Raw genomic sequence first — 24,064 nt, 5'->3', positions numbered from 1 at the left:
GTGCCAGGCGCGGCAACCGGCCAGTCGCGGTCATTTGGGGGGCGCATTATTGAACAGGAAAAATATCAGGCAGCGTATGCGTCGGCCCATACTGTGGATCCGCCAGGTACGAGCCCATAGGAGAGACGATGCAAAGCAGCGACATTTTAGCCAAGATCAACAACGGGATATTTTTCGAACGAATTTTCGGGCAAGCGCTCGACTGGGATGCGGCACTTGACGCAAGAGACAGTGGCGCCTTCGATGCCGGCTGGCGTGAGAGCAGCGAAAAGCTGGCGGCCGGCTATCCGCTAGACGAGAAGGCGACCATGGAGGTCAGGGAAGCGGTCTTCAAGACCGTGTTCCGACTGACGGCCAATCCGGACTTGGCCGCCTATGTTTCCGATGATTTTGGTCTCATTACCCAGGCGAATCTCCATGGCGCTGATATCGCCTTCATCCGGCGGCTTTGGGGCGCCTATGCCCATGGTATTTTTCCAAGGTAATGGGAAGGAAACAGGCGCTCAATGCAGGATCCGACTTGGTCTCTTCTCTTTCAGCACTGTGCATCGCCGCGCATACTCCATGCGCGGCGGAACCACTCACAAGCACTGGCCAGATGACGGCTACTACCGGTCCGCGACTGGCCAGCCGCAGACAAAAGGTGCCGGGATGTACTCGCCTCCGCCAAACAGCGTCGACATGGTGCTCGCCGCGCCCGGCGAATTTTTGTGAATATGTGTGAATTTTTGATGCGTTGTCGTGCGTAGGCGTGGCCGCAGCTGCACTTTGCGGCTGAATCTGGCCAAGAAATTCTTTGGGCTAAACCATGGCGAGAAAGCGAAGATGACGAGATTCTTGCCGACGTTGGCGCCTCTATCGATAAGACCAATGGCCTGGATACATCGGTATGTCGTCAGTGCTGGCTTCCTGTTCTTGGGTGTGGCAGATAAGGAAGCCGGTGCCAGGCGGGTAAAAGCGCTGGATGGCCCCTCACGGTGCCGCCTTCCTCTTCCCCTTCAACAAACTCCCCGCCGCATTTTCCTCGAAGCGCCCCGCCTCTTCTATATAGCCATGCACGGTGCCGTCGTGGCGCCAGCCGCCCTGGCGCTTGATGGCCTGGAAATCGGCGCCGGCCCGGTGGGCGCTGGTGGCCATGCCGCGGCGCAGGCTGTGGCTCGATAGTTCCGGCACGTAATCGAGCTCCGCCAGCCTGGCACAGCCTTCCAAGATCGTGTTGATGCTGCTCGCATGCAACGCTTTCGCACTCACGTGGCCCCATTGATTGACGGTGCGCAATAGCGGCCCCGAGTCAATCTGCGCCGCCGCCAGCCAGGCGCGCAAGGCCGTGGCCGGACAGCAGACGCCGTCGCCGAACGGGATCGCCTTGACGATGCCTGCCCCCGCTTGATCCGTTTTCGAGCGCGCCAAGGTGATCACCAGGCCCTGCGGCTCCCAGCTGACATCTTCCAGCTTCAAACCCACCAGTTCGCTACGGCGAAACCCGCCAAAAAAGCCCAGTTGCAGCAAGGCGCTGTCGCGCAAGGCCTTGATGCCGCCCAGCGCAGTGAGTTGCGCCACGATCCTTTCCAGGTCTTCCAGCGGCAGCGCCCTCGCCTTCTTTTTCGGCTTGCCATGCAGGCGGGCGATGCCGGCCAGGGTCTTGCGGACCGTCGGCGTGGACGCCGGATCGGCAAAGCCCTGGTACACATGCCATTGCGACAGGGCCGTCAGGCGCAGGGCCAGGGTGCGGGCGTTCAGGCTGTCCGCATACGCCATCAGGTAGCGGATGACGCAGGACTCGTCGGCGGGCAACCCTGCTCCCCACGCCTGGAAGTGGCGGATGGCGGAGCGGTAGGTGCGGCGCGTGTTGTCGGAGGTGGCGGCGGCGAGAAACGCCTGGTGGCGCGCGGCCAGTTCGGCATCGACGAGGGCGCCGCGTAACGGCACAGGAGCCAGGGCGGTGCTTTTGGGCACGGCAAGGCGGCGTTTCGGGAGGGGCAAATCGGGCATGGCGGCGGCGACATCGCGGTTGTGTACTGGGAGACACGCAGAATACCATGCCAGACACCCCCATAACACGCGATAAGCGATCTTATCGCATCTTATATTTGTCAAAAATAAGTAAAATTTATATCGTAATATTATGGCGTATTACGTATCATGTAATACATTACTAAATTTCGCTCATAGGTGGTTTTATGGCCCGCACCGGCATTCTGTACTCTGATGTTATGAAAGCAGCCCAAATTGTCGCTGCCGATGGGCGCAATCCCACGGTCGACAGCGTGCGCGAAGCGCTGGGCAGCACGGGCAGCAAGAGCACCATCGCTCCCCTGCTGAAACGCTGGAAGGAAGAGTTCCAGGGCGCGGGCGCCGTGAAAACGGAGGCGGGCTTGCCGGCCGAACTGATGGAAGCGATGCGCGGCGTCTATGACAAGCAGCAGCGCGACGTGGCGCAGCAGCTGGAAAGCGGCATGCAGCGGCACCGCGCCGAACGCGACGCGGCGCTGGAAACACTGAAGAAGACGGAAAGCGAACGATTGAAGCTGACGGAGGTGCGCGCCGCCCTCACCCAGGAATTGCGCGCCACGCAGCATGCGCTGGCGCAACTGAAGGAAGAGCACCATTTCCGCGCCGTCACCCTGGCCACCCTGCACAGCGATAACGCGGGCCTGACCCAGCGCCTGGCGGACCGGGGCGAGGAAGTCGCCGCCCTGAACCGCCAGCTGGCGCAGGTGCGCTCGCAGTTCGACCATTACCAGGAAGCGTCCGCCGCCCAGCGCAGCGAGGAACGGGCGCAGGCGCAGCAACGGATCAGCCGTCTGGAGCAGGACAACGCGCAGCTGCAGCAGCGGCTGCAAGGCCAGCAGGCGACCCTGGTGCAGCAAGACATGCGCCTGGTGCAGCTGCAGGCGGAGCAAACGCGGCTAGCGAGCGAAGCGGCCGCCGACCGCGAGGCCCTGGCCACCGTGCGCCCCGAGCGCGACCAGTTCGAGTTTCAATACCTGCAGGCGGCCGCGTCCGCCGACGCCCTGCTGGCCAAGCTCGATACGGCCCTGCTGGCGCTGAACGACGCCAAGGTGGCGCTGGCCGCGCAGGACAAGCAGCTCGACATGCTGGCGGAGAATACGCAGGCAATGCAGCAGCGCGCCGAAGCGCTGGCGCAGGAACGCGACGGCTTGCTGCGCGACAATGCCGGCATGGCGGCCCGGCTGGCCCTGCTCATGGATAGCCAGGAGAAACGCGCTGTTTGAACCGGTCTACTTGGCCGGGAATCTCCATGGCGCTCCCCAGGACGGGTCTGGCCAGCGTTCAAGGCTTGCTGCGCCAGACGCGCCCCATCTGCGGGCAGGTGTCTGCCGATAAGCGGGCATCACGATCTGCCCTGGAGCGACATGTCAGGCGCCTGGAGCTCGCTTGCGTGCTTCCCACACCCCCAGCGCGAACAGGGCGAGCGCAAAGCCGACGCCGACATAATCGAGGACATCGAGGCTGGCAAGGAAGACGGCGGTATCGCCCGGGTCGCCCGGCCGGTAATGCACCCGGATGCGGGCACCTGGCGCCATGCTGGCCAGGCGCCAGGCCGTGACGGCCTGGTCGCGGTGGCAGCCGGCATTGCCAATGCGCGAGACGCCGATGCGCGCACTTCGGTAGGCCTTGCCCTCCACAGGGTAGCGATAGGCCAGCTTGACGCACCAGTCCTGCGACTTGCCCGTGCGCTGATACATGCTGCTGCGCACGATTTCGGCGCTGGTCACGGGCCATGCGGGTGACGTGAGCTTGTCGTACGCGCACCAGAAGGAAAAATAGCCGGCCAGAATGGCCGACAGGATCAGGAACCAGCCCATCATTCTTGCCAGGGCCGGTTCCATCGCGCCAGGGTCCTTCATCGCACAGGCCCTGCGGCCCGGTAGCGCACGCGTATCCACGCGCCCATGGCGTCCACGCCGCCATCGCCTGCGTCCTCGATCCAGCCCGCGCGCGCATACAGGCGCCGCGCGCCCGTATTGGCCAGCTGCGTCTTCAGGCTCAGGCGGGGGCCGAAACGCGCCACCACGGTGGCCAGCAGCTGCGTGCCCATGCCCCGTCCGCTGTGCGCCGGATGCACGTACAGGTGGTGCAGGAAGTATTCGGGCGCGTCGCCCGTGTAGACGGCGGCAAAGCCGGCGACAGTGCCGTCGCGTTCGGCAACGAGCAGGTCTTCGCCCTGCGTCGCGGCCAAGAATGCGGCGCTGCCGGCGACAGGGCCGAAGGAATCGCGCCCGGCCAGGGCCAGGATGGCCGTGCAGGCCGCCAAATCCGCACAGGCGTAGGGGCGAATCAGGCAGATGGACATGGCTGGAGCACGCATCACCAAGCTACAGGCGCCGGTTCAGCACGCTGTCGATATCGTGGGTTTTCACTTCCATCTGGACCGCGCCGTCCTGCAGCCAGTAGCCGTCGCTTCCCTGCTGCAGCGCATCCATGTCGAGCGCGCCCATCGCTGGCGGGATGGCGCCGGCGAGAAGCTGCACCACATCGTCCCATGCCACATACAGCAGCTTCAGGTACCAGCCGTCGTCGTGGGCAAAGGCGAGAAAGCGGCCGCGCAAGGCGGCAGGCGGCGTGAGGGCGCCACGGTGGCCGAGCAACGCGGCCACGTCCGCATCGCCGCAGGCTGGCGGCCCGCCCCGGTAATCGGCCCAGGCGTGGCTGCCGCAGGCGTACAGGTCTTCCCGGGCCAGGGCCGGCAGCTGCCGCCGCGCCAAGGCCTGGTACGGGGCGGGTTTCGCTGCCGTCCCGGCGCCGCCCCTGCGCAGCACGATGCCGTCCGCGTGCCGCAGCGCGGGAATCACATCGTTCAATTCGATGCCGGAGGCAACAATCATGCGCTCTTCCGGGTCGTGCCAGATATACAGATAATGTCTCAAGTCGTCGTTCGCTTTGGTTTCGGCGCCGTATTGAGCGCCACGGCGGCGCGTATCAGCGCCTTGAACGCCGCCGCATCGAGATGCGCGCCTTCGTGGATGTCGATGGCCCGGCGCGTGTTGCCGTCCAGGCTGGAATTGAACAGGCCGGCCGGATCGGGCAAGGCGGCGCCCTTGGCGAACGTGAGTTTCACGGCCAGTTTATACGTTTCGCCCGTGCAAATCATGCCCGCATGCGACCAGACGGGCACGCCGCGCCATTTGACTTCCTCGACCACGTCCGGGTCCGCCTGGTGGATCAGCGCGCGCACGGCGGCCAGGGTCTTGCCGCGCCAGTCCGCCAGCGAGGCGATCTTCGCGTCGATCAGGCTGGCGGCCGGTTCGGTGCCTGCCGCTTCCTCGGCGGGCGGGGTGCTGGTTGCAGCTTTTTTCATGGTTCACGTCTCCTTCCTGTGCGCTTGCCTTAGTGCGCAGGATCGGCCATGCAATGGGCAAGCGCAGCAATGAATTGGTCGCGCAAGGCCTGGTATTGGGCGTCCGTGGCAAAATCGCGCCGGTCGGCCGGCTGGTTCAGCACGTAGGCGGTGGCGACCGTGCCGCTGGCGGCATGCAGCAGCGTATAGAAACTGATAATGCCCAGTGTCTCCGCGATGCTGGCGTTATTCAATCCTAGCACTTCCACGCCTTGGCGCGTGTCCGTTTCCAGCGGCAGTTGTTGCGGCAGCCTGCTGCCGGCCGACATCTCCTGCATGTAGGCCACGATGGTCTCGCGGTCGGCGGCAAACCAGCCGTCGGCGCTGCGTTCGATCTTCAGATTCACGAAGGGCTGGCTGCTCTTGCGGAACAACATCAGCCGGTAGCCGTCGGCCGTCGATACCCGGCGCTCTTCCTCCTTCATCCTGACGATGCGCGTGGTGGCGCTGGCCGGCAAGCGGTCCCGCGTTTTGAACTGGAACTGGCTGCGGTTGATGCATTGCGCCAATGGTGCCAGAGGATCGGCCGTACGGTCCTGTGCCTGGGCCGCCAGTGCGGCAACGAGCATGGGAATGGCAAGCATCTGGCGGTGTTTCATGGGCGCAATCATTTCATCGGGTCACAGTGCCGCGAGCATAAGCGACCAAGTTACCAAAAAGCAAATGTTTAGTTGCCCTCCTCTAAATACGCATGGGTATCGCTTCTTCATATGAAATTCACCTGGCCGGCGTAGCATTCAAATCGGCAAGGCTCTCATTGTGCAGCGCCTGCCATTTTCCGGCACAACCATGAATGACATCGCTTTGACCTTGCACGACGGCGCCGCCGTGCCGCCACCTGCCGCCGGCGGCCACCGCCTGAAGGCGGCACTGGGCGCCCTCTTCTTTCCCCGCCAGCGCACGCGCTGGCACGCTTTCCTGGGCAGCATGCCGGGCCTGAGCTCGCTGGCGCAGCTGCATCCTTGCCTGCGCTTCAAGATTTACCGCCCCTACGCTTCGCGCCGGCTCCGTTGCACGGATCGCCTGGCCTTGCTGGAAGGCCATTACCGTTTCCTCTGGCAGGCCGGGGCGCGCCGGCTGGTGGACCAGGCGGCGCGGCGACCCATGGTGCTGGCCAGCATCACCGGCAAGGACGGTGCCGTGTACCGCCTGCAACTGACGGCCATCCACGACAGCCACCGCGAAGGCGAACTGTGCCTGCGCCTGACGCGCGATGAGCAGCCCCTGTACCTGGCCAGCTTTTTATTCCTGCCGCGCGCTGACGGCGTGTCATTGCAGCTGGGCGCGCTGCAGGGCTTGCGCTCGGAAGCGGGCGCACAGGCGGTCAAGGCGGCCACGCGGGCGCTGTACGGTTGCCGTCCGAAAAACCTGATGGTCACGGCGCTGCGCGATTTCGGCGATTTTTTCGCCTGTAATAATGTGTTTTTGATCAGCAATGACAACCGCATCGCCCTGAATGCGCGCCGCCGTCATCGCATTGCCGCCGATTACGACCAGGCCTGGCAGGAGTTGCACGCCCTGCGCATGCGCGACGGCAATTATCACCTGCCCTGCGCGCGCTACCGGGCGCCGGACCTGGCCGAGCTGCCGTCAAGGAAACGCGCCGATGCGCGCCGCCGCGGTGAATTGCTGCAATGCCTGTCCGCCGACATGCGCGCGCAGCTGGCGGGCTGGCTCGATACGCCGGTGACAACACTGGCGCAGGGAACTTGCCAAACCAGCCAGCATGCAACGATGCCATGATGCTTTCTTTTCGGTAACTTTCCCCTGGCGGCATCGATGATCCCCACGCCTGCGTTCCCTGTTTGTGTCGGTTGCCTCCCGCGCCACCTGCGGCGCCCTGGCCACGCCGACGCTCGACGCATCCGTGCGCGACCGCGCGAAAACCCTGGTGTGCCACGGACAGCATTATCGCGCTGCTCCGGCACCAGCAGGGCACGGCAACGTTCGCCAAACGGCAGGTCCAGCCTTGCTATTACTCATTCGGCAAACATGGCGTAAAACTCAGGATTTCTTCATGTAGATGACCTATGCTCGGCGTTCATTCCAGCCACTTTATCCAAGGGCTGGCGTGAACTTGCCGTTCAGTCCAACTCTTGACAGGTTCCCATGACACCCACCTTCGCCCTCCTCCCCCTCTGTTTGCTGAGCACCGCCGCCCTGGCCGCGCCCTCCCTCGACGACGCCGTGCGCCAGCGCGCGGAAGACCTCACGCGCACGGGCATGCACGCCAGCATCGTCATCGCCGTGATCGACGGCAAGGACAGCGCCGTCTACGGCTTTGGCACGGCCCATCCTGGCAAACCCGGCAAGCCGGGCGCCGATACCGTCTACCAGATCGGCTCGGTCACGAAGACCATGACGGCCTTGCTGCTGGCCGACGCCGTCGCCGAAGGCAAAGTCAAACTCGACGAACCGGTGGCCACATTGCTGCCGGGCTATACGGTACCTGCCTTCGACGGCAAGCAGATCAGCCTGCTCGACCTGGCCACGCATTACTCCTCGCTGCCACGCCTGCCCGACAATTTCACGCCGGCAAACCCCGCCAACCCGTATGCCGATTACACGCCAGCCAAACAGCGGCAGTTCCTCGCCGCCTACCGGCTGCCGCACGCGCCGGGCACGCGCTTTGACTACTCGAATATCGGCTACGCCGTGCTGGGCACGGCCCTGGCCGCACAGGCCGGCACCAGCTATGAAGCGCTGCTGCAGTCGCGCATCGCCGTGCCGCTGGGCATGCGCTCGACCTCGAACCAGCCTACGCACGGCATGCTGGCGCGCCTGGCGCCCGGCCATTTGCTGTCGGGCGAGCCGACACCCGCCTGGGACTTGAATGTGGTGGCGCCGGCCGGCGGCGTGTATTCCAGCGCGCGCGACATGGTGGCCTACCTGCAAGCGTACATGTTCAAGCCGCTGCGGCCGTATGCGCTGGCGATCCAGCCGCAGCGCCCGCTGGCGCCCGGCAGCGAGACGCAAATCGGCCTGGCCTGGCTGCTGGAGCAGCAACAGGGCCAGGCCTACGCCTGGCACAGCGGCCAGACGGGCGGCTACACCAGCTATGCGGCGTTCACGACGGACGGCAAGCGGGGCGTGGTGGTGCTGACGAATACGGCGCGCACCGTCGATGCGCTGGGCTTGTCCGCCTTGCTGCCCGGCACGCCCTTGCCGCCGCTGAAAAAGCCGCAGGCCGCCATCGAACTGCCGCGCGCCGCGCTGGCCGAGTATGTGGGCGAGTATTCATTGGACAAGGATTTCACGTTGACCGTGACCCTGGGCAAGCAGGGACTGGAAGCGGCCGGCACGGGCGTCGGTTCGGCGCCTTTGTTTGCCAGCGCGAAAGACCAATTTTTCTTCCGCGCCATCGACGCGGATCTGGCCTTTACGCGCGATGCGGCGGGCAAGATCGCCAACGCCGTGCTCAAGCAAGGTGGCCAGGATGTGGTCTTGCCGCGCAAGCCGTAACCGTCACCCAAGCGGGTCTTGCATGAATTGCTCGACCCGCGCAACAAACGCCGCCTTGCTGCGCGTGCGAAACTCGCCCAGGAAGGTGTCGCTGCCCTGGACGATCTTGCCGTGGCGGTCGTAGGCCACCTTGCCCATCTCCAGCACGAACTCGCCATCGGGATCGTCTTCCGGTTCAAAATGAGAATTGAAGCAGTAGCCGCTGTCGCGGCAGTTGCCCCATAGCAGCAGCGCGCTGCTGAACCATTGCATGGTATCGGGCCCCGGCTCCACCTCGAACAGGGTGTTGACGGTGATGTGCCAGCCGCCCGGGACGCGCAGCGGTTGCAGGGAATAGGGAAAGCGTGGCTGTTTCATGGGGGCGATGGCAGGCGGCGGGTGGCGTAAAAGGCGAGGAATTCCGCGGCCGGCAGCGCTTTCGCAAACAGCCAGCCCTGGCCAAATTCGACCTTGCGTTCCAACAAATAATCGGCTTGCCGCTGCGTTTCGATTCCTTCGGCCACGATCAGCATGTTCAAGGTGCGCGCCATGGCGATGATGTGCGGCGTGACGCTGCTGGTGGCCGCGTCCGTGCCGATGGTATCGACGAAGGACTTGTCGATTTTCAGGGCGTCGAGCGGCAGGTTTTGCAGGCTCGACAGGCTGGAATAACCGGTGCCGAAGTCGTCGATGGCCACCGCATGGCCGCGCGCCCTGGCCTTTTCGATCGTGGCGCGCGCCGCTTCCACGTTGATGAAGCCCCGCTCCGTCGCTTCCAGCCAGATCTGCTGCGCCTCGATGCCCGTGCCGGCCAGGGCGCGCTCGAGCACGTCGAGCACCCGGCCCGTCTCGATATCGCTGGCGCACAGGTTGATGGCGATGTGCAGTTCGCGGTCGGCCACCAGCGCGGCGCGCATGTCGGCGATGACGCAGGCGATCACCTGGTCCGTGATAGGCAAGATGAGGTCGCTTTCCTCGGCCACGGGGATGAACAGGTCGGGCCGTATCATGCTGCCGTCCGGGCGGCGCCAGCGGATCAGCGCCTCGGCGCCCACGCATACGCCCGTGTCGAGTGCGATGATGGGTTGATAGTGGACAAAGAATTCGCGCCGCTCGACCGCCGTCTCCAGTTCGCCGCGCAGCGACAGGCGCCGGCGCGACAGCCACACGACGATGCCGAAGATAAAGGCCGCCATCAGCAGTCCCAGCGGCAGGAGCAGCAGCTGTTCGCGGCGCAGCCTGTCGTTGAGCTTGCTGCGCGGCTCGATCATGACGGCCGTCAAGCCATCGCGGTACAGCGTCGCATGGATGCTGCCGTCGTGCGCGGCGTCCCCCGTCGCCGGCAGCCCGGCGAGCAAGCTTTGCACCAGCGCGGGGTCGGGATGGTGCAAGGTGTCGAGCACGCCTTCCCTGCCGATCGCCACGGCCATCTGGATATCGCTGTCGACGATGACGTCGGAAAAGCGCACGGGATCGATCAGTACCTTGTAGGCACGGTAGGACAGTCCCACCATGCGCTTGCCGCCGCTGACAACGGGGCGCAGGTTGAAATCGATGCCCGTGCCGTTGGCCAGGGTGAAATCGGCGGGCGTGACGGCGATGCGTGCCTCTTCGATGCCCGTGGACGTGCATTTGAGCAAGCCGTTTTGCACGTAGCCGATATCGTCGATGCTGCGCGTGGTGATGGTGATGCGGCGCAATTGCTGGACATGCGCCTCAGAGCACGGCGCCAGATCCAGCGCATCGGCGCTGCGCAGGGCGGCGCTGGCCGACGCAATGGAACGGTGGGCGCGCTCGAGCGCGTAGCCGGCCAGCAGGCGCAGGCGTTCCTGCTCGCCCTGCTCGGCGCGCACCGATGACAAGTAAAAGGCCAGGCTCAGGGGAGCGGCCACGCCGATGACGGCGACCAGGACGCTGGTCACGATAATGCGTTTTCTGCGCATGCGATTCTCCGCACCGAACATCACCTGCTGCGCGTGGCGATTTGCGGCTTCCGTTGCGCACTGCCTCGGCGGCCCCGTGCTTCGCACAGCTCCGCTTCTCAGCCACAACTCACTGCCGCTCGCTAAGCTTCTGTTCGGCGCTCTTGATTGATCGTGTTATATGATTGCCATGTATTTCTTGATGGCATCATATTACAAGCAGAGGCCGCGCACCTGAATATTGCTGAACAGTTACACTTTTTCCGGCCGCTTCAGCACGGTTATCGTCGGCCTGGCCAGCACGAACACCAGCGCCGCCACCACGGCCGCCAGGCCGCCCGCCAGGTACAGCACGCTGGCAAAGCCGTCGATGAAGGCGTGGCGGGCCGCTTCCTGCGCCACGGCCTGCAGGGCCGGCGGCAGCTGGCCGAAGGCCTCGGCCGCGTTGCCGGCGACGATGCGCCCGATCATCTCGGGCGAGGCCTTCAAGCCGTGCAGCCACGCCAGCTTGTCGAACGATGCGGCCGTGCGCAGGGCCAGCACGGCGCCCAGCGCGCCCACGGCCAGCACGATACCGACAAAGCGCGTGGTGGTGCTGATGCCGGAGCCCATGCCCGTGCGTTCGCGGGGGATGCAGGCGAGGATGGCCTTTTGCGTCGTGCCGTTCAGCAATCCGGCGCCCGCCCCCGTGACGACCATGCCGGCCGCCACCCAGCCATACTGCAGGCTGGCGGCGGCCAGGGCCGTGGCCACGTTGCCGGCGGCGACGATCAGCAAGCCCGTCACCAATATGCCGCGGTCGTCCAGCACCCGCATGGCGCGCGGCGCGAGCCGGGAAAACACCACCATGGCGACGGCAAACGGCAGCATGGCGCAGCCGGCCAGCACGGCGGAAAAGCCGAAGCCGTTCTGCAGATACAGGGGCAGGAACGTCATCATGACTTGCGCGGCGATGGCGTAGCCGAACATGCCCAGCACGGCGCCGACGAACACGCGGCGGCCGAACAGCGACAAATCCACCATCGGCGCGCGCTGGCGCCGTTCCACCACGACAAAGACGCACAACAGCGCCGCGCCCGCCGCAAAGCGCAGCATGGTGGCGTGGCTGGCCCAGCCCGCCACGCTGGCGTCGATCAGGCCCCAGATGATGCAGAACAGGCCAGCGGAGAACAGCGCGGCGCCGAGCGGGTCGAAACTGGCGTTCGAGGCATCCTTCGACTCCTCCACATGGCGCTTGACCAGCAGCATCAACAGGCCCACGACGGGCAGGTTCAGATAGAAAATCCAGCGCCAGTTGATGGCGCTCGTGACCAGGCCGCCCAGCAGCGGCGCCACCGTCATGGCCACGCCCATCGCCGCGCCCCACACGGACCAGGCGCGCGCCCTGTCCTTTTCCGCGTGAAACGTGTGGCCGATGACGGCCAGCGCGGACGTCAGCAGCAGCGCCGCGCCCAGGCCCTTGACGGCGCGCGCCACGTTGAGCACGAACGGCGTCCAGGCCAGGCCGCACAACAGCGAGGCCAGCGCGAACACGGCCAGGCCATGCAGCATCACCGTGCGGCGGCCCAGGCGGTCGGCGATGCTGCCGGCAGGCAACAGAAATGAGGCGAAGGCCAGCATGTAGGCGCTGACCACCCATTCCACGTCGACGAAGCTGGCGTTCAGGCTGCGGGCGATCGAGGGCAAGGAAACGGCCACGACGTTGGTGTCGAGCATGATCAGGGCGCACACGCCCGAACACGTATATAAGGTCCAGTTGGTATTCTTCATGCGCCGATTGTAAGCAGGTTGACGTTACTTCCTGTTATAAGATGGGCGCCTTATAATTCACTCATGGTGAATACAGAAAAATCCCTGGAGCTGCGGCATTTCCGCTGCGTGCTGGCCGTCGCGCACAGCCTGCACTTCGCGCGCGCCGCCGTCGAGCTGGGCATTTCGCCGCCCGCGCTGACCAAGCAGGTGCAGGAAACGGAAAGCCTGCTCGGTACGCGGCTGTTCCAGCGCAGCAAGCGCGCCGTGGCCCTGACGGCGGCCGGCGAACTGTTCGTGCTGGAAGCGGCGCGCGCGCTGGCCCAGCTGGCGCAGGCGCAGGAAGTGGCGCGGCGGGCCGGGCGCGGCGAGCTGGGACGCCTGGAGATCGGCTATGTCGCCTCGGCCGCCTATGCCGGCGTGCTGCAGGGCCAGTTTGCCCGCTTTCGCGCCAGCCACCCCGGCATCCACATCAGCGCGCGCGAATACCCGATGGAGACCTTGCCGGACTTGCTGGACCAGGGCCGCGTCGACCTGGCTTTCGTGCGTCCGCCCCTGCATTATCCGGAAGGCATCGCCAGCGTCGTGATGCTGCGCGACCGCTTCGTGCTGGCCGTGCACGCCGGCAGCCCGCTGGCCCGGCTGGAGGCCGTGCACGCGTCCGCGCTGGCGCAGCAGGCATTCATCGTGCCGGAACAGGAATGGGGAACGGTGGAAGTGAGCCGGCGCGGCGGCTTTGCGGCGCAGGTGGTGTCGCGGCCGGGCGGCCTGGTGGCCGTCTTGACGGAAGTGTCGCTGGGCGTGGGCTGCGCCATCGTGCCCCATTCCGTCATGGCCAGCGTGCAATTGCCTGGCGTGCTATTTCGCGAACTGGCCGGGCCGCCGATCCGCTCGGAAATCGCGGCGGCCTTCCGCCGCCACGAACAGGCGCCCGCCGCGCGCGCGTTTATTGCCCAGCTGCGCGCGGCGGCATTGCCGGCAGATTAAGGGTCCAGTTCAGGCGCCGGACGGCGCAGGGCCATATGTTCCCACACGGCCACCAGTACCAGCACGCAGCTGGTGATGCAGGCCAGGGTCAGCGGTGCATACAGGCGGCCATACGCCATGGGGATCAGCGCCAGGATGATCAAGATGCCCAGCAGGTGCGACAGGGGCGGCGCGGCACGGTCGCTGCTGACCCATTTAAACAGCGCATTGCCCAGCAGATACAGGATCGGACCGCCCAGCAAGGCGCTGATGCCGGCGAAGCTCGCCTCGTCCGGATGCACGAGGGCCAGTTCATCGGCCACGGCGGAAACGATCACGCCGCCGACGATCAGCACGTGAATGTAGGTGTACGCCTTGCGCGCGATGCGCCCCGGATCCTTCGAGTGGGCGATGCGGTGGTGGCCCGCTTCGGCGCCCGTGTCAAAATAGATCCACCACATGGCGATGCTGCCGACCAGGGCCGACAGGAAGCCCAGCCAGTTGCCGGCCGTCCATTCCAGACCCGCGAACGTGGCGCCCGTCACCAGCAGGGACTCGCCCAGGGCGATGATGACGAACAGCGCGCAGCGCTCGGCCATGTGGCCGCCATCGACATCCCAGTCCGCCGTCGAGGAACGGCCCAGGCCAGGCAAGCCGAACTGCAGCCACGGGCCCGCCAGGTCGATCAGCAAGGCGGCGGCCCACCAGAAGAGGCGCTGGGCGGGGTCGGCCAGGCCGCCGGCGATCCAGAAGATGCCGGACAGCACGGCCCACAGGGCGATGCGCTGGAAATTGCGCTGGCGCGATACCGCTTCATGGCGCACGGCCCACCAGGCAAACAGGGGGCGGCACACTTGCATGGCCACGTAGGCGCCGGCGAACGCCAGGCCCCGCGTGCCGAAGGCTTCGGGAATCGAGGCCGACATGATCAGGCCGCCCAGCATCAGCGCAAACAGGCTGATGCGCACGGGGATGCGTTCCGGATCGAGCCAGTTGGTGATCCACGAGGTAAAGATCCACACCCACCAGACGGCCATCAGCAGCAAGCCCGTCTGCAGCCAGCCCATGGCGCTCAGGTGCCCCAGCAAGCCGTGCGACAGCTGCGTCACGGCAAACACGAAGACCAGGTCGAAGAACAGCTCGATCATGCCCACCTTGCCGCTGTCCTGTCCGCCGCGCTTGCGCAACAGCGATTTACTTAATTCCATAGCTACTCTTTCATTCATGCTTGATTAAAACGGTGCATTCCGGGCTTATACGCTTACTGGTGTCAATAAGGGCAAGCCGGCGAAGTGGGCGGCCAGGTTATCGACCACCAGCTGGCCCATCGCGTGGCGCGTTTCCACGGTCAGGCTGCCCACGTGCGGCGTCAGCACCACGTTCGGCATGGCGCACAGGGCGGCCGGCACGCGCGGTTCGTCGGCAAACACGTCGAGGCCGGCCGCGCCCAGGTGGCCATCCTGCAAGGCGGCGATCAGGGCCTCCTCGTCGATGAGGGCGCCGCGGGCGATATTGATCAGGGTGCCTTGCGGACCGAGCGCATCAAGGATGGTGCGGTCGACAATCTTGCGCGTGGCGGGCGTGCCAGGCGCACAGACGATCAGATAATCGCTTTCCTGCGCCAGGGCCAGCAAGGACGCCGCGCGCGGCACGTCGGTGCCGGCGATGGCGCGCGGCTGGAAGTAGCGCACGTGGATGCCAAAGGCGGCCAGGCGCAGCGCGATGGCTTGCCCGATCTGGCCGAAGCCGAAGATGCCGGCCGTCTTGCCGCGCAGGCTGGACGCGGGGGCGATGGCTTCGCGGCGCTCCCAGCCGCCGTCGCGCACGAAACGGTCGAGTGCGGCGATGTGCCGCGCACTGGCCAGCAGCAGGCCCAGCGCGAGGTCGGCCACGTCATCCGTCAGGACGTTCGGCGTGGTGGTGACGGCGATGCCGCGCTCGCGCGCCACGTCGAGCGCCACGCCATCGAGGCCGACGCCATTGACGGCGATGATTTCGAGCGCCGGCAGCAAGGCCATATCAGAGGCGTTCAAGCCCAGCGCGCCCGTCGTGACGACGGCGCGGATGGCCGGCGCTCGCTCGGCCAGCCAGGCATGGCGGTCATCCGCCGGCACTTGCCAGGCGTGATGGCAGTTGTATTGCTGCTCCAGCTGCGCGTTGACGGCAGCCGAGGGACTGGGGGCGAGGATGAGGAGTTCGGGTGGCATGGGCGTCCGGGTTGGTGTCGGCAAGATTTGCAGACGCAACTTAGCATATTTGATGCCGTGGCGGAGCGGATCTTGCCGCCCACGGCCACGTATTTTTGCCAGTTCCATGGCAAAAACAAACTTTTTCCAGTCGCGGCGATTGCCTGCCGCGTGCCGATCTGCATAGGGCCAGCGTCCGGATGCAAGTGTGAAACTCGTATGTCGCAAATAAGAAAATTTTAATTAACAAGATATACGAACGAGAAATAAAATAAATATTATTTAAAATAACCACCCCAAACCATTTCCGTAAAAAAGTGATAACTTTGATAAAAATCAATATCCGACGATTACTCAATGCGAACATGGGAATCAGGAGTCATTTACATTGCCATGTAAAATTCCATGCAATTAATATTCACGGAAGGCAAGCTGGATTTTGATTAACCATGAATGACATCGTTCCCGATTGATTCGACCCCATCAATGAAAAAACCTATTCTGGCGCAGATTTCTACCGGCGCATTCGCTCTCGCGCTACTTGTCGCGTGCGGTGGTAGCACGGAGAGAAGCTATCCCTCATATGGTGTCGACATCGCGACGCTGCGGTCTGCACCGACCAGCCTAGTTTCGGATAACGCCGGTACGGTTCAGTTAGTTGCAACCGCCTTGGACCGGAACTTCGTCTTCGATGTCATGGACACGCGTATCGATCCAGTTACCGGCCAAATCCATGTCTCAAGCCGGCCATCAGCAAATGCGCAGCGCATGATTTTCCTCGGCTTTGCATTAATGAAACCCAAATTAACCGGCGGTTATGAATTGACGCCCACTGAGTGGAACGCGAGAACCGTTTGGATCTTGCAGGGTGAGAAATATATTTCCACCAAAGATATAAAAATAAAGGATGGAATATTTTCGTTAATATTAGACGATCCGCCCTTGAACAGGAACCAGTCAGCCATCATCGTTGTGGACTTTAATACTGCAACTGAAACCACATTACTTCAAGGAAGCATTCAATGGGATTAAATGAACCATTCACCCAGCCGGCAAATTTTGCGAGGATATATGCATTATTTTCTTCAGAAACTAAGCGTGAGAAAAGCGTCGATAGTTGCCCTGTGGTGTCTTGGTGTGAGTACGTTATTTACGGGATGCAGCACCCCGCAGAAGATCGATCCGGGCTTCGTTGCCGACCGCTGGTCCACTACCTTGAGGGCATTCAATATCGACCCCGTTTTCCTGCCACGCCAGGTACATCTTGGCGACATCTATCTGGCCGGAGAATCTGCCCTGCAGGAAGACAGAGACGCCAACCATTGGAAACGGCGCACCATGTATCTGGGCCGTGCGGCGGTGCAGCAGGCCATCGTGAACGATACCAAGAGTCGCCTGAATCTTCCCCTTACCTTCAGCGACAAGCCCAGCGGTAATATATTCGAGGCGCCGTCCACGACGACAGCATTGCGGCCCGTCGCCTTCCCCGGCTTTAACGTGTCCGAAATCCGGGAATCCGATTTCGCCGCCGCTTTTCCGCTGAATCTGTTTCGTGCCCTATTCGGCGCATCCAGAAGCGGCGAATTGGTCATGGCCATCAGCATACCAAGCGCCGAATACGAGGAAGTCCCTGCGCTCGAGGCATGGAATAAACTCGCGGAATTTTGTTGGAAAGATGACCAAGAACCTGTATGCGCCGCCAGCAATCCGGTGCTTCGCCATCTGTTCAACAACCTGAAGCTGCCCAGCGACACTGCCGCGCTCATTCCCAAAATAGGCATAGTCACCTCCGTCTATTACGCGCGGGAAATTAATTATTTCTATAACACTGGCCGGACATCAGCATTGGGCGCTGCGGCGTCGCTGGCCTTGCCCGTGCCCGAAGCACAAGCCACTGCGCCAGGCAAGGAAGCGTCTGTCGCTACCGCAACAGGGGCCAGCACGCCAGGCGACACCAAGGCGGACGTCCCCCCAACCGCCACGGCCACGGCCACGGCTGAAACCGTAGCGCTCAACAAGAGGGTACAGGACATGCAAATGCATATCGATGCACTGCAAAAGAAAATGGAGGGAGCGGAAAAATACGGGGCGATCCGGGTGGTTTCCATCAGCAATGCGGGAACCACCCTGAGCCAGCGCTTCGACAGCCCGGTCGCCATTGGCTACAGGGCGATCTGGATATTTCCGCTTGGGTACACCCTGCCCTCGTCCACCGCCCTGCAAGAGGGGAAATAAAATGCCTGTCTTACAATATCGACATGTTTCCCGCGCGAGCGCGTGGCGCCTGGGGCTCGCCCTTGCGCTCAGCTGGCCGGGCTTGGCGCTACAGCCGGCCATGGCCTCGGCGACGTTTCCGCAACTGCAGTATCAGAAGCAGCCCGATCAGATGCAGCTGAAAGCCCATGCAGCCCAACAGATCGCCGCTGCGCTTGGCCGTCCATGTTCAAGTCAAGCTGGCGTGGTCTGGAATAGCGTGAAACCCGCGGACGATTTGCGCACGCTTGCCGGCGACATGATGGGCAATCTGCCGGCGTTCGAGAACCTGACGGAGGTCGCCGATTGGACAGGCAGGCCTGCACCTGGCGGGCAGCGGCTGTACACGGGGAAATTGCGCGATACTTCTTTTGCCTACACCTTCCTGTGGATCGCAGGACCGGACAATGTCACGCTGCAGATTTGCAGCGACCAGCCTGCTGCCCTCACGACGAAGGAGAAGTTCCCAGAATGTGTCACGACTACGGGACGTATTGGGATACCGTTGGGAATATGCCCGCCGAACATGACCATGTAAAGAGACGCCCAAGTAAAGAAATGTTGAGGTCGGTGAATATCTTGACTTCGCCGCCTCAACGGCATTTCTGATGGCCACCGGGTACAGGCCTACTCCTGTCCGCTATGCATGCAGTAGATAGCGCCTACCCCAGTAGGCAACGTCTTCTGCCGGCAGTGCATCAGGAGTGCGGACACAGCGTGAGGAGGACGCGTGGCAAGCTACGCGACGCCGGTCCACGCAGTCACCGCTTCTGAGGGGCGCCAGCAGCGGATGTATTCATCCGCCGGGGTAGTCTATTAGTGCGGGCAAGGCACGCGTTTGACCTTGCCGCCCGTTCTGGCCGGGTCGGCGCCGGCGCCAGGATTTTCAGCCATGCCATAGCACATGGCGCCGCCGGCGCTGACGATGCGCGTGACGGGGCGGCCGTCGGCTGTCAGGTAGTCCTCCATGCGGAGGATGGGGCCGCCGCGCCAGGCGGAGGCGACCTGTCTCTGGAACGCGCTGTCGCTTCTGAGGTCGGCCGCGGCCAGCCACGGCTTGTCTTGCTGGAGTTCTGCGCGCAAGGCCTTGTCGGCTGCGCCCGCCGCCAGCCGGGCGCGCGTGCGCAGGTCGGGGCCGGCTGGCGCGTTCGGGGGCGCGGCAGGCGATTCCTCGGCGGGCACGGTGATGGCTTCGGCCGCCACGGCGGGTGGCGCGACGGTGGCCGGCGGCACGGCGGTTCGCGCGCGCGGCACGGGCACCGGCATGGGTAGCGGCATGGCCATCGGCGGCGCTGGCGGCGTGGGCCGGGGCGGCAGCAGGGTCATGAAGGCCACTTCCGTATATTGCTTGAGCTGCCGCGCCGGCAGCAGGAGGAAATACAGCCCCAGCGCGTGCATGGCAAGGATCAGCGCGACGGCCGCGCCTTTCAGGCTCAAGCCCTGCCGCATGCGCATGCGCAGGGACGCGGACTGTCGATGGTGGTGCAATGGCATGCGGTTTCCTGTGGGCGCCGGGCGCGATGACTTATTTTAGCGAAACTTGACAATAGGCATTAATAAATCCACAAGGTATCGCGTGGCGCGCCTTTTTTCGCCAGATTCCAGTGCCTGGCCCGCCGGATGTTGTGCCAATGATGCCTTTTTCATCGCTTTCACACACTTTCCCACGCGCCGCGCCGCACTGGAATATAATGATAATCATTCTCATTAATATCCAGATAACTCCATGCGCACCTTCCGCCTCGTCCCTACTCCGTTCGCCCTGGCCGCCTTCCTGCTGGCCAGCGCCGCCGCCCACGCCCAAACCGCAGCACCGGGCGACGCGCAAACCATGCCGACCGTCGTCGTGAGCGCCTCGGCCGACGCCTCGGCGGAAGGCTTGTCCAAGGCGTATGCTGGCGGCCAGGTGGCGCGCGGCGGACGCATGGGCATCCTCGGCGCCGTGGACATGATGGACACGCCATTCGGCAGCACCAGTTACACGCAGCAATTCATTGCCGACCAGCAGGCACGCAGCGTGGGCGACTTGCTGCAAAGCGATGCGGCCGTGCGCATGTCGCGCGGCTATGGCAATTTCCAGGAGGTGTATGTCATCCGTGGTTTCGCGCTCGACTCCGATGACGTGGCGTACAACGGCCTGTACGGCGTGCTGCCCCGTCAATATGTGTCGCCGGAACTGCTGGAACGCGTGGAAGTCTTGCGTGGCGCCAGCGCCTTCCTGAATGGCGCGGCACCGGGCGGCAGCGGCATCGGCGGCGCCATCAACCTGATGCCCAAGCGCGCCGGCAACACCCCGCTGACGGAGCTGACGGTGGGCGTGGAATCGGGCGGCCATGCGTATGCGGCCATCGACGTGGCGCGCCGTTTCGGCGAGCACCAGGAATTTGGCGTACGCGTGAACGCCGCCAAGCGCCAGGGCGAGACCAGCATCGCCCGCGAAGACCACGACGTGGGCATGTTTTCCGTCGGCCTAGACTACCGCGGCCGCGGCTACCGTTTGTCGGCCGACGCCGGCTACCAGAATCTCGACCTGACGGCGCCCCGTCCCTCCGTCAATATCGGCCGCGTGGCCACCCTGCCTGGCGCGCCGGATGCCTCGAAGAATTTCGCCCAGCCCTGGAGCTACTCGAAAGAGCACGACGTCTTTGGCACGGCGCGCGCCGAAATCGACCTGGCCAGGGATGTGGTGGCCTGGGCCGCGTTTGGCAGCCGCTCGACCAAGGAATCGAACAGCCTGGCCGAACCGGCATTGACGCCAAGCAATGGTGATGCCAGCGTGTACCGTTTCGACAACGGCCGCAAGCAGGAAATCCGCACTGGCGAACTGGGCATTCGTGGCAAGCTCAGCACGGGCGCCGTGCGCCATACGCTGGTGGCCAGCTGGTCCGGCCACTGGAACGAGGCGAAGAATGCGTATGCGATCAGCGATTACGCGGGCTTGGCGACGAATATCTACCACCCCGTCGATGTGGCCATGCCGCCCACCCTGGCAGCGAACTCGGGCGGCGTGATGAGCGATCCACGCCTCACGCAGCGCACCATCCTCAGCAGCTTTGCCGTGGCCGACACCATGGCCTTCCTCGACGACAGTGTGCTGTTGACGGTGGGCGCGCGCCACCAGCAGATCAAGGACACGGGCTATGCCTATGGCACGGCCGTGCAGTCCGGCCCCACCTACGACAAGAGCGCCACCACGCCCGTGGCCGGCATCGTCTACAAGGCCAGCAAGCAAGTCTCGCTGTACGCCAACTACATCGAGGCGCTGGTCAAGGGGCCGGTGGCCAGCGGCACCTATTTCGACGGCACGTCGGACCAGCTGGTGAGCAACCATGGCGAAGTCTTTGCACCGTATAAATCCAGGCAAAAGGAAATCGGCATCAAGTACGACGCCGGCAAGCTGGGCATGAGCGCCGCCCTGTTCTCCACCGCCAAGCCCTTGCCGGCCATCGTCGGCACGCGCGCCACGCTGTCGGGCGAGCAGCGCAACCAGGGCCTGGAGCTGTCCGCCTTCGGCGCGCCGGTGGCGGGCGTGCGCCTGCTGGGCGGCCTGACGTGGCTCGATACGGAACAGCGCAATACGGACAAGCCGCTCAATAACGGCAAGCAGGCCATCGGCGCGCCGAAAATGCAGGCCAGCGTGGGCGGCGAATGGGACGTGCCGGGCGCGCCCGGCCTGTCCCTGAACGCGCGCACCGTCTACACCTCGACGCAATACGCGGACCTGGCCAACACCAAGCGGCTGCCATCGTGGACCCGCGTCGACATCGGCGCGCGCTACCTGACGCAGCTGGCGGGTCGCGACGTGACCTTGCGCGCGCGCATCGACAACATTGCCGACCGCAGCTACTGGGCCTCGGCCGTGTCCTCGTTCGACTCTGGCAGCCTGGTGCTGGCCGCGCCGCGCACCTTCGTCGTCTCGGGCAGCGTGGCGTTTTAACGGGCCAGCTGCCTGGTCCCGGCGAAAAGCTGCTTTCGGGCAGCTTTTTTTTTGCGTGCGCGCCTGTGCCGGAACGCAAGCTTGGGCGACAATGCCCGCATGAGATTGCCCGCCCTGCTCCTTTTGCTCGCCATGCCGCTGCCCGCCGCCGCCCAACAACAGGCGGCCTGTCCCTACGCCGCCTGGAAAAGCGGCTTCCACGGCGATGCGCGGGCGCAAGCCACCTGCCTGCTGCGGCCCGTGCAGCGCTATGCGCGCCTGGGCGCCAGCGCGCCGCTGCCCCCTTTTCTTGACAGCCGCGTCGGCCAGCGCACGGCCATCGCCCCGGCCGCCTTGCGCGCCTACCTGGCGCAACAGGGCATCGGCGAGGCGGACGTGGGCGGCGCCGTCGACGCGCCCCTGTCGCGCGCCGTCGGCCGCCTGGTGGCGCCCGTGGCCCGCTATTTCGTCATCCACGACACCAGCTACCCGAATTTCCTGGCAGAACCCATCCCCGCCCACATCAACGATGCCAGCTGGGACTTCAACGACTTTAGCCTGCGCAATCCCGCGCTGGGCGGCGGGCCGAAAGGCCACGTCTACGTGAACCGCCTGGGCGATTCCTTGCTGGTGCGCGACTTTGGCACGGCCGGCTATGCCAGCAAGCTGGAGAAGGACAAGCCATCCTTGACGGGCCTGTTCCTGCACGTGGAACTGGTGCAGCCGCGCCACTCCGTGCCCGGTGGCGGCAAGGGCAACGATGGCCTGGCGCCCGATCCCGGCTTTACGCCGGCGCAATATGACCGGCTGGCCCTGCTGTACATCGCCGCCAGCGTGCGCAAGGGCACGTGGCTGATCCCCGCCTTCCACGCCGTGCTCGATACGGGCTTTGCGAATGGTCATGACGACCCGCAGAACTTTTCCCTGAACGACTGGTCAACGGCGCTTGTCCGCCTGGAGTCGGCGCTGCGGCTGGAAAAAACCGGGCAATAAAGCATGTCGCCCGTGGCGGTTTTGGCGCATACTATCGAAAGCATAGCCATTGCTGCAAGGAACTCAGGTGAAACTTGGCACGGATCATCACGCAGATCACCAGGCGCGCGCCCACCCTCCGCTGGCGCGCGCGCAGCGCCTCTTCGCCATGCGCGACGCGGTACTGACGGCCTGGGAACAGCAGGTGCGCGCCAGCGTGCGGGGGGCGGACCAGCTGCTCACCCCCATCCTCATCAATACCCTGCCCGCCTTCTTCGACAACCTGGCCGAGGCGCTGACGCCCGGCCATCCGCGCGAGAACGCCACCAGCGACAGCAACGTGCCCGCCGTGCATGGCAATGAACGGGCGCGCATGACCAATTACGGTCCGGAACAGGTGATCCAGGAATACCAGATCTTCCGCGACTGCTTCGCCGCCGTCGCGCATGAATCGCACATCACCTTGCGCAGCAAGGATTGGCGCATCATCAATGAATCGATCGACATGGGCATCCGCGAATCGATCCGCGAATTTACCACCATGCATGAAGGCTTCCGGCGCCGCATCGCGGCCGGCCTGTCGCACGACATGCGCAACCCGCTGGCCGTCATCTGCACCAGCGCGCAGTTGCTGCAGCGGCAGACGGCCCCGGACAAGGTGGCCGCGCTGGCGCAAAAGATCGCCGAACACGGCAAGCGGCTCGACAGCATGATCGAGGAATTGCTCGACACGCTCAGCTACCACCGGGGCCAGCAGCTGCCCCTGTCCTTGCGCCAGTTTGACATCCTGCCGCTGGCACAGGCCGTGGCCAGCCAGGTCAACCTGCAGCATCCGGGCAAGTGCATCGTCAGCGGACAGTCCGTCACGGGCTGGTGGTGCGAGAATTCGCTGCGCCGGGCGCTGGAAAACCTGCTGGGCAATGCCATTAAGTATGGCGATGACGAGCCCATCAGCGTGGCCGTGGAAGCCACGCATGAGCGCCTGATCATTACCGTGCACAACGGCGGGCGCGCCATCTCGCCGGACCAGAGCGCCCGCATCTTCGAATACCTGCGGCGCGAAAACCTCGGTCCCGCGCCGGGCTGGGGCATCGGCCTGCCCTACGTGCAAAACGTGGCGGAAAGCCACGGCGGCAGCATCGCCGTCGACAGTTCCCCGGAAACGGGCACCAGCTTCATCTTCGACATCCCCGTCGATTGCCGGCCCTTCGTGCAGCCCGGCGACGTTCCCAAGAGTGGCACGTAACGCACCAATACGGTGCGGATGACGGATTTACGCCACAAAAGTGGTCATTTT

Annotated in this window: 23 protein-coding genes; 11 read left to right on the top strand and 12 right to left on the bottom strand. The window is 64.4% G+C overall.

Annotated elements, in window-relative coordinates; translation table 11 throughout:
• Positions 1–128 precede the first annotated feature (128 nt).
• Positions 129–485, top strand: coding sequence for a hypothetical protein (locus BM193_RS10040; protein WP_092797599.1), 357 nt, complete (start codon positions 129–131; stop codon positions 483–485).
• Between the two features lie 487 nt (positions 486–972).
• On the opposite strand, the gene BM193_RS10035 is transcribed toward BM193_RS10040, so the two are convergent.
• Positions 973–1,956: a tyrosine-type recombinase/integrase gene (locus BM193_RS10035; protein WP_254786017.1), complete on the bottom strand. Its 984-nt coding sequence runs from the start codon at positions 1,954–1,956 to the stop codon at positions 973–975.
• A gap of 257 nt (positions 1,957–2,213) precedes the next feature.
• Here BM193_RS10035 and BM193_RS10030 point away from each other — a divergent pair, with 257 nt between their 5' ends.
• Positions 2,214–3,236: a DNA-binding protein gene (locus BM193_RS10030; protein WP_175533225.1), complete on the top strand. Its 1,023-nt coding sequence runs from the start codon at positions 2,214–2,216 to the stop codon at positions 3,234–3,236.
• A gap of 144 nt (positions 3,237–3,380) precedes the next feature.
• Here BM193_RS10030 and BM193_RS10025 read toward each other — a convergent pair whose 3' ends face one another.
• The 5 genes from BM193_RS10025 to BM193_RS10005 are packed head-to-tail and all read right to left on the bottom strand — an operon-like array spanning position 3,381 to position 5,961.
• On the bottom strand, positions 3,381–3,872 hold the full coding sequence (locus BM193_RS10025) for a DUF3592 domain-containing protein (protein WP_092797596.1): 492 nt from the start codon (positions 3,870–3,872) through the stop codon (positions 3,381–3,383).
• Positions 3,869–4,318, bottom strand: a complete 450-nt coding sequence (locus BM193_RS10020) for a GNAT family N-acetyltransferase (RefSeq protein ID WP_175533224.1) — start codon at positions 4,316–4,318, stop codon at positions 3,869–3,871. Before BM193_RS10020 ends, BM193_RS10025 begins: the two co-directional genes overlap by 4 nt.
• Positions 4,319–4,340: 22 nt before the next feature.
• Positions 4,341–4,850: a hypothetical protein gene (locus BM193_RS10015; protein WP_092797594.1), complete on the bottom strand. Its 510-nt coding sequence runs from the start codon at positions 4,848–4,850 to the stop codon at positions 4,341–4,343.
• A gap of 38 nt (positions 4,851–4,888) precedes the next feature.
• On the bottom strand, positions 4,889–5,323 hold the full coding sequence (locus tag BM193_RS10010; protein ID WP_092797593.1) for a DUF1801 domain-containing protein: 435 nt from the start codon (positions 5,321–5,323) through the stop codon (positions 4,889–4,891).
• Positions 5,324–5,352: 29 nt separating this feature from the next.
• On the bottom strand, positions 5,353–5,961 hold the full coding sequence (locus BM193_RS10005; protein ID WP_092797592.1) for a hypothetical protein: 609 nt from the start codon (positions 5,959–5,961) through the stop codon (positions 5,353–5,355).
• A 190-nt stretch (positions 5,962–6,151) separates the two neighbouring features.
• Here BM193_RS10005 and BM193_RS10000 point away from each other — a divergent pair, with 190 nt between their 5' ends.
• Entirely contained in the window at positions 6,152–7,105 is a 954-nt protein-coding gene (locus tag BM193_RS10000; protein ID WP_139176105.1) for a VirK/YbjX family protein, read from the top strand.
• 366 nt (positions 7,106–7,471) lie between these two features.
• The gene (locus BM193_RS09995) at positions 7,472–8,824 is read left to right on the top strand and encodes a serine hydrolase (RefSeq protein ID WP_092797590.1); all 1,353 of its coding nucleotides are present in this window, start codon (positions 7,472–7,474) and stop codon (positions 8,822–8,824) included.
• 3 nt (positions 8,825–8,827) lie between these two features.
• On the opposite strand, the gene BM193_RS09990 is transcribed toward BM193_RS09995, so the two are convergent.
• The 3 genes from BM193_RS09990 to BM193_RS09980 form a co-directional block, all read right to left on the bottom strand.
• Complete coding sequence (locus tag BM193_RS09990; protein WP_092797589.1) at positions 8,828–9,181, bottom strand: hypothetical protein; 354 nt, start codon at positions 9,179–9,181, stop codon at positions 8,828–8,830.
• Positions 9,178–10,746 (bottom strand): EAL domain-containing protein, encoded by a 1,569-nt coding sequence (locus tag BM193_RS09985; RefSeq protein WP_092798039.1) that lies wholly within the window; start codon positions 10,744–10,746, stop codon positions 9,178–9,180. The genes BM193_RS09990 and BM193_RS09985 overlap by 4 nt, the downstream gene beginning before the upstream one ends.
• Before the next feature lie 231 nt (positions 10,747–10,977).
• Complete coding sequence (locus BM193_RS09980; protein WP_092797588.1) at positions 10,978–12,495, bottom strand: MFS transporter; 1,518 nt, start codon at positions 12,493–12,495, stop codon at positions 10,978–10,980.
• 63 nt (positions 12,496–12,558) lie between these two features.
• Here BM193_RS09980 and BM193_RS09975 point away from each other — a divergent pair, with 63 nt between their 5' ends.
• Positions 12,559–13,461: a LysR family transcriptional regulator gene (locus BM193_RS09975; protein WP_092797587.1), complete on the top strand. Its 903-nt coding sequence runs from the start codon at positions 12,559–12,561 to the stop codon at positions 13,459–13,461.
• Here the strand turns inward: BM193_RS09975 and BM193_RS09970 are convergent.
• Together BM193_RS09970 and BM193_RS09965 are read right to left on the bottom strand one after the other, a co-directional pair.
• Positions 13,458–14,648, bottom strand: a complete 1,191-nt coding sequence (locus tag BM193_RS09970; RefSeq protein ID WP_092797586.1) for a low temperature requirement protein A — start codon at positions 14,646–14,648, stop codon at positions 13,458–13,460. The two genes, BM193_RS09975 and BM193_RS09970, sit on opposite strands and share 4 nt — an antisense overlap.
• A gap of 45 nt (positions 14,649–14,693) precedes the next feature.
• Complete coding sequence (locus BM193_RS09965; RefSeq protein ID WP_092797585.1) at positions 14,694–15,647, bottom strand: 2-hydroxyacid dehydrogenase; 954 nt, start codon at positions 15,645–15,647, stop codon at positions 14,694–14,696.
• A gap of 465 nt (positions 15,648–16,112) precedes the next feature.
• Between BM193_RS09965 and BM193_RS09960 the strand changes: the two genes are divergently transcribed.
• The 3 genes from BM193_RS09960 to BM193_RS09950 are packed head-to-tail and all read left to right on the top strand — an operon-like array spanning position 16,113 to position 18,417.
• Positions 16,113–16,658, top strand: a complete 546-nt coding sequence (locus BM193_RS09960; RefSeq protein ID WP_092797584.1) for a hypothetical protein — start codon at positions 16,113–16,115, stop codon at positions 16,656–16,658.
• A complete protein-coding gene (locus BM193_RS09955) occupies positions 16,659–17,861 on the top strand; it encodes a hypothetical protein (RefSeq protein ID WP_139176104.1) in 1,203 nt (400 codons plus the stop codon).
• Between the two features lies 1 nt (position 17,862).
• Entirely contained in the window at positions 17,863–18,417 is a 555-nt protein-coding gene (locus BM193_RS09950) for a hypothetical protein (RefSeq protein WP_092797582.1), read from the top strand.
• Between the two features lie 278 nt (positions 18,418–18,695).
• Here the strand turns inward: BM193_RS09950 and BM193_RS09945 are convergent, their stop codons facing one another.
• Positions 18,696–19,373, bottom strand: coding sequence for a hypothetical protein (locus tag BM193_RS09945; protein WP_092832301.1), 678 nt, complete (start codon positions 19,371–19,373; stop codon positions 18,696–18,698).
• 232 nt (positions 19,374–19,605) lie between these two features.
• On the opposite strand from BM193_RS09945, the gene BM193_RS09940 reads away from it, so the two are divergent.
• From BM193_RS09940 to BM193_RS09930, 3 genes are all read left to right on the top strand, one after another.
• A complete protein-coding gene (locus BM193_RS09940) occupies positions 19,606–21,816 on the top strand; it encodes a TonB-dependent receptor (RefSeq protein WP_092797580.1) in 2,211 nt (736 codons plus the stop codon).
• A 99-nt stretch (positions 21,817–21,915) separates the two neighbouring features.
• The gene (locus tag BM193_RS09935; protein ID WP_139176103.1) at positions 21,916–22,788 is read left to right on the top strand and encodes a hypothetical protein; all 873 of its coding nucleotides are present in this window, start codon (positions 21,916–21,918) and stop codon (positions 22,786–22,788) included.
• 67 nt (positions 22,789–22,855) lie between these two features.
• Entirely contained in the window at positions 22,856–24,013 is a 1,158-nt protein-coding gene (locus tag BM193_RS09930; protein ID WP_092797578.1) for a sensor histidine kinase, read from the top strand.
• Positions 24,014–24,064: the final 51 nt, after the last annotated feature.

Source organism: Janthinobacterium sp. 344, assembly GCF_900112025.1.
Lineage (GTDB): Bacteria > Pseudomonadota > Gammaproteobacteria > Burkholderiales > Burkholderiaceae_D > Janthinobacterium.
The sequence above is the reverse complement of the archived record's forward strand: the minus strand, read 5'-3'. Positions and strand labels throughout refer to the sequence as shown.

Excerpts from the sequence above, each read along its gene's own strand:
- BM193_RS09950 (WP_092797582.1), top strand. The coding sequence starts at position 17,863 with ATGCCTGTCTTACAATATCGACATGTTTCCCGCGCGAGCGCGTGGCGC.
- BM193_RS10000 (WP_139176105.1), top strand. The coding sequence starts at position 6,152 with ATGAATGACATCGCTTTGACCTTGCACGACGGCGCCGCCGTGCCGCCA.
- BM193_RS09945 (WP_092832301.1), bottom strand. The coding sequence starts at position 19,373 with ATGCCATTGCACCACCATCGACAGTCCGCGTCCCTGCGCATGCGCATG.
- BM193_RS10010 (WP_092797593.1), bottom strand. The coding sequence starts at position 5,323 with ATGAAAAAAGCTGCAACCAGCACCCCGCCCGCCGAGGAAGCGGCAGGC.
- BM193_RS09990 (WP_092797589.1), bottom strand. The coding sequence starts at position 9,181 with ATGAAACAGCCACGCTTTCCCTATTCCCTGCAACCGCTGCGCGTCCCG.
- BM193_RS10030 (WP_175533225.1), top strand. The coding sequence starts at position 2,214 with ATGAAAGCAGCCCAAATTGTCGCTGCCGATGGGCGCAATCCCACGGTC.
- BM193_RS09995 (WP_092797590.1), top strand. The coding sequence starts at position 7,472 with ATGACACCCACCTTCGCCCTCCTCCCCCTCTGTTTGCTGAGCACCGCC.
- BM193_RS10020 (WP_175533224.1), bottom strand. The coding sequence starts at position 4,318 with ATGTCCATCTGCCTGATTCGCCCCTACGCCTGTGCGGATTTGGCGGCC.
- BM193_RS09965 (WP_092797585.1), bottom strand. The coding sequence starts at position 15,647 with ATGCCACCCGAACTCCTCATCCTCGCCCCCAGTCCCTCGGCTGCCGTC.
- BM193_RS09935 (WP_139176103.1), top strand. The coding sequence starts at position 21,916 with ATGAGATTGCCCGCCCTGCTCCTTTTGCTCGCCATGCCGCTGCCCGCC.
- BM193_RS10025 (WP_092797596.1), bottom strand. The coding sequence starts at position 3,872 with ATGAAGGACCCTGGCGCGATGGAACCGGCCCTGGCAAGAATGATGGGC.
- BM193_RS10040 (WP_092797599.1), top strand. The coding sequence starts at position 129 with ATGCAAAGCAGCGACATTTTAGCCAAGATCAACAACGGGATATTTTTC.
- BM193_RS09955 (WP_139176104.1), top strand. The coding sequence starts at position 16,659 with ATGAACCATTCACCCAGCCGGCAAATTTTGCGAGGATATATGCATTAT.
- BM193_RS10015 (WP_092797594.1), bottom strand. The coding sequence starts at position 4,850 with ATGATTGTTGCCTCCGGCATCGAATTGAACGATGTGATTCCCGCGCTG.
- BM193_RS09980 (WP_092797588.1), bottom strand. The coding sequence starts at position 12,495 with ATGAAGAATACCAACTGGACCTTATATACGTGTTCGGGCGTGTGCGCC.
- BM193_RS09960 (WP_092797584.1), top strand. The coding sequence starts at position 16,113 with ATGAAAAAACCTATTCTGGCGCAGATTTCTACCGGCGCATTCGCTCTC.
- BM193_RS10005 (WP_092797592.1), bottom strand. The coding sequence starts at position 5,961 with ATGAAACACCGCCAGATGCTTGCCATTCCCATGCTCGTTGCCGCACTG.
- BM193_RS09940 (WP_092797580.1), top strand. The coding sequence starts at position 19,606 with ATGCGCACCTTCCGCCTCGTCCCTACTCCGTTCGCCCTGGCCGCCTTC.
- BM193_RS09985 (WP_092798039.1), bottom strand. The coding sequence starts at position 10,746 with ATGCGCAGAAAACGCATTATCGTGACCAGCGTCCTGGTCGCCGTCATC.
- BM193_RS09970 (WP_092797586.1), bottom strand. The coding sequence starts at position 14,648 with ATGGAATTAAGTAAATCGCTGTTGCGCAAGCGCGGCGGACAGGACAGC.
- BM193_RS09975 (WP_092797587.1), top strand. The coding sequence starts at position 12,559 with ATGGTGAATACAGAAAAATCCCTGGAGCTGCGGCATTTCCGCTGCGTG.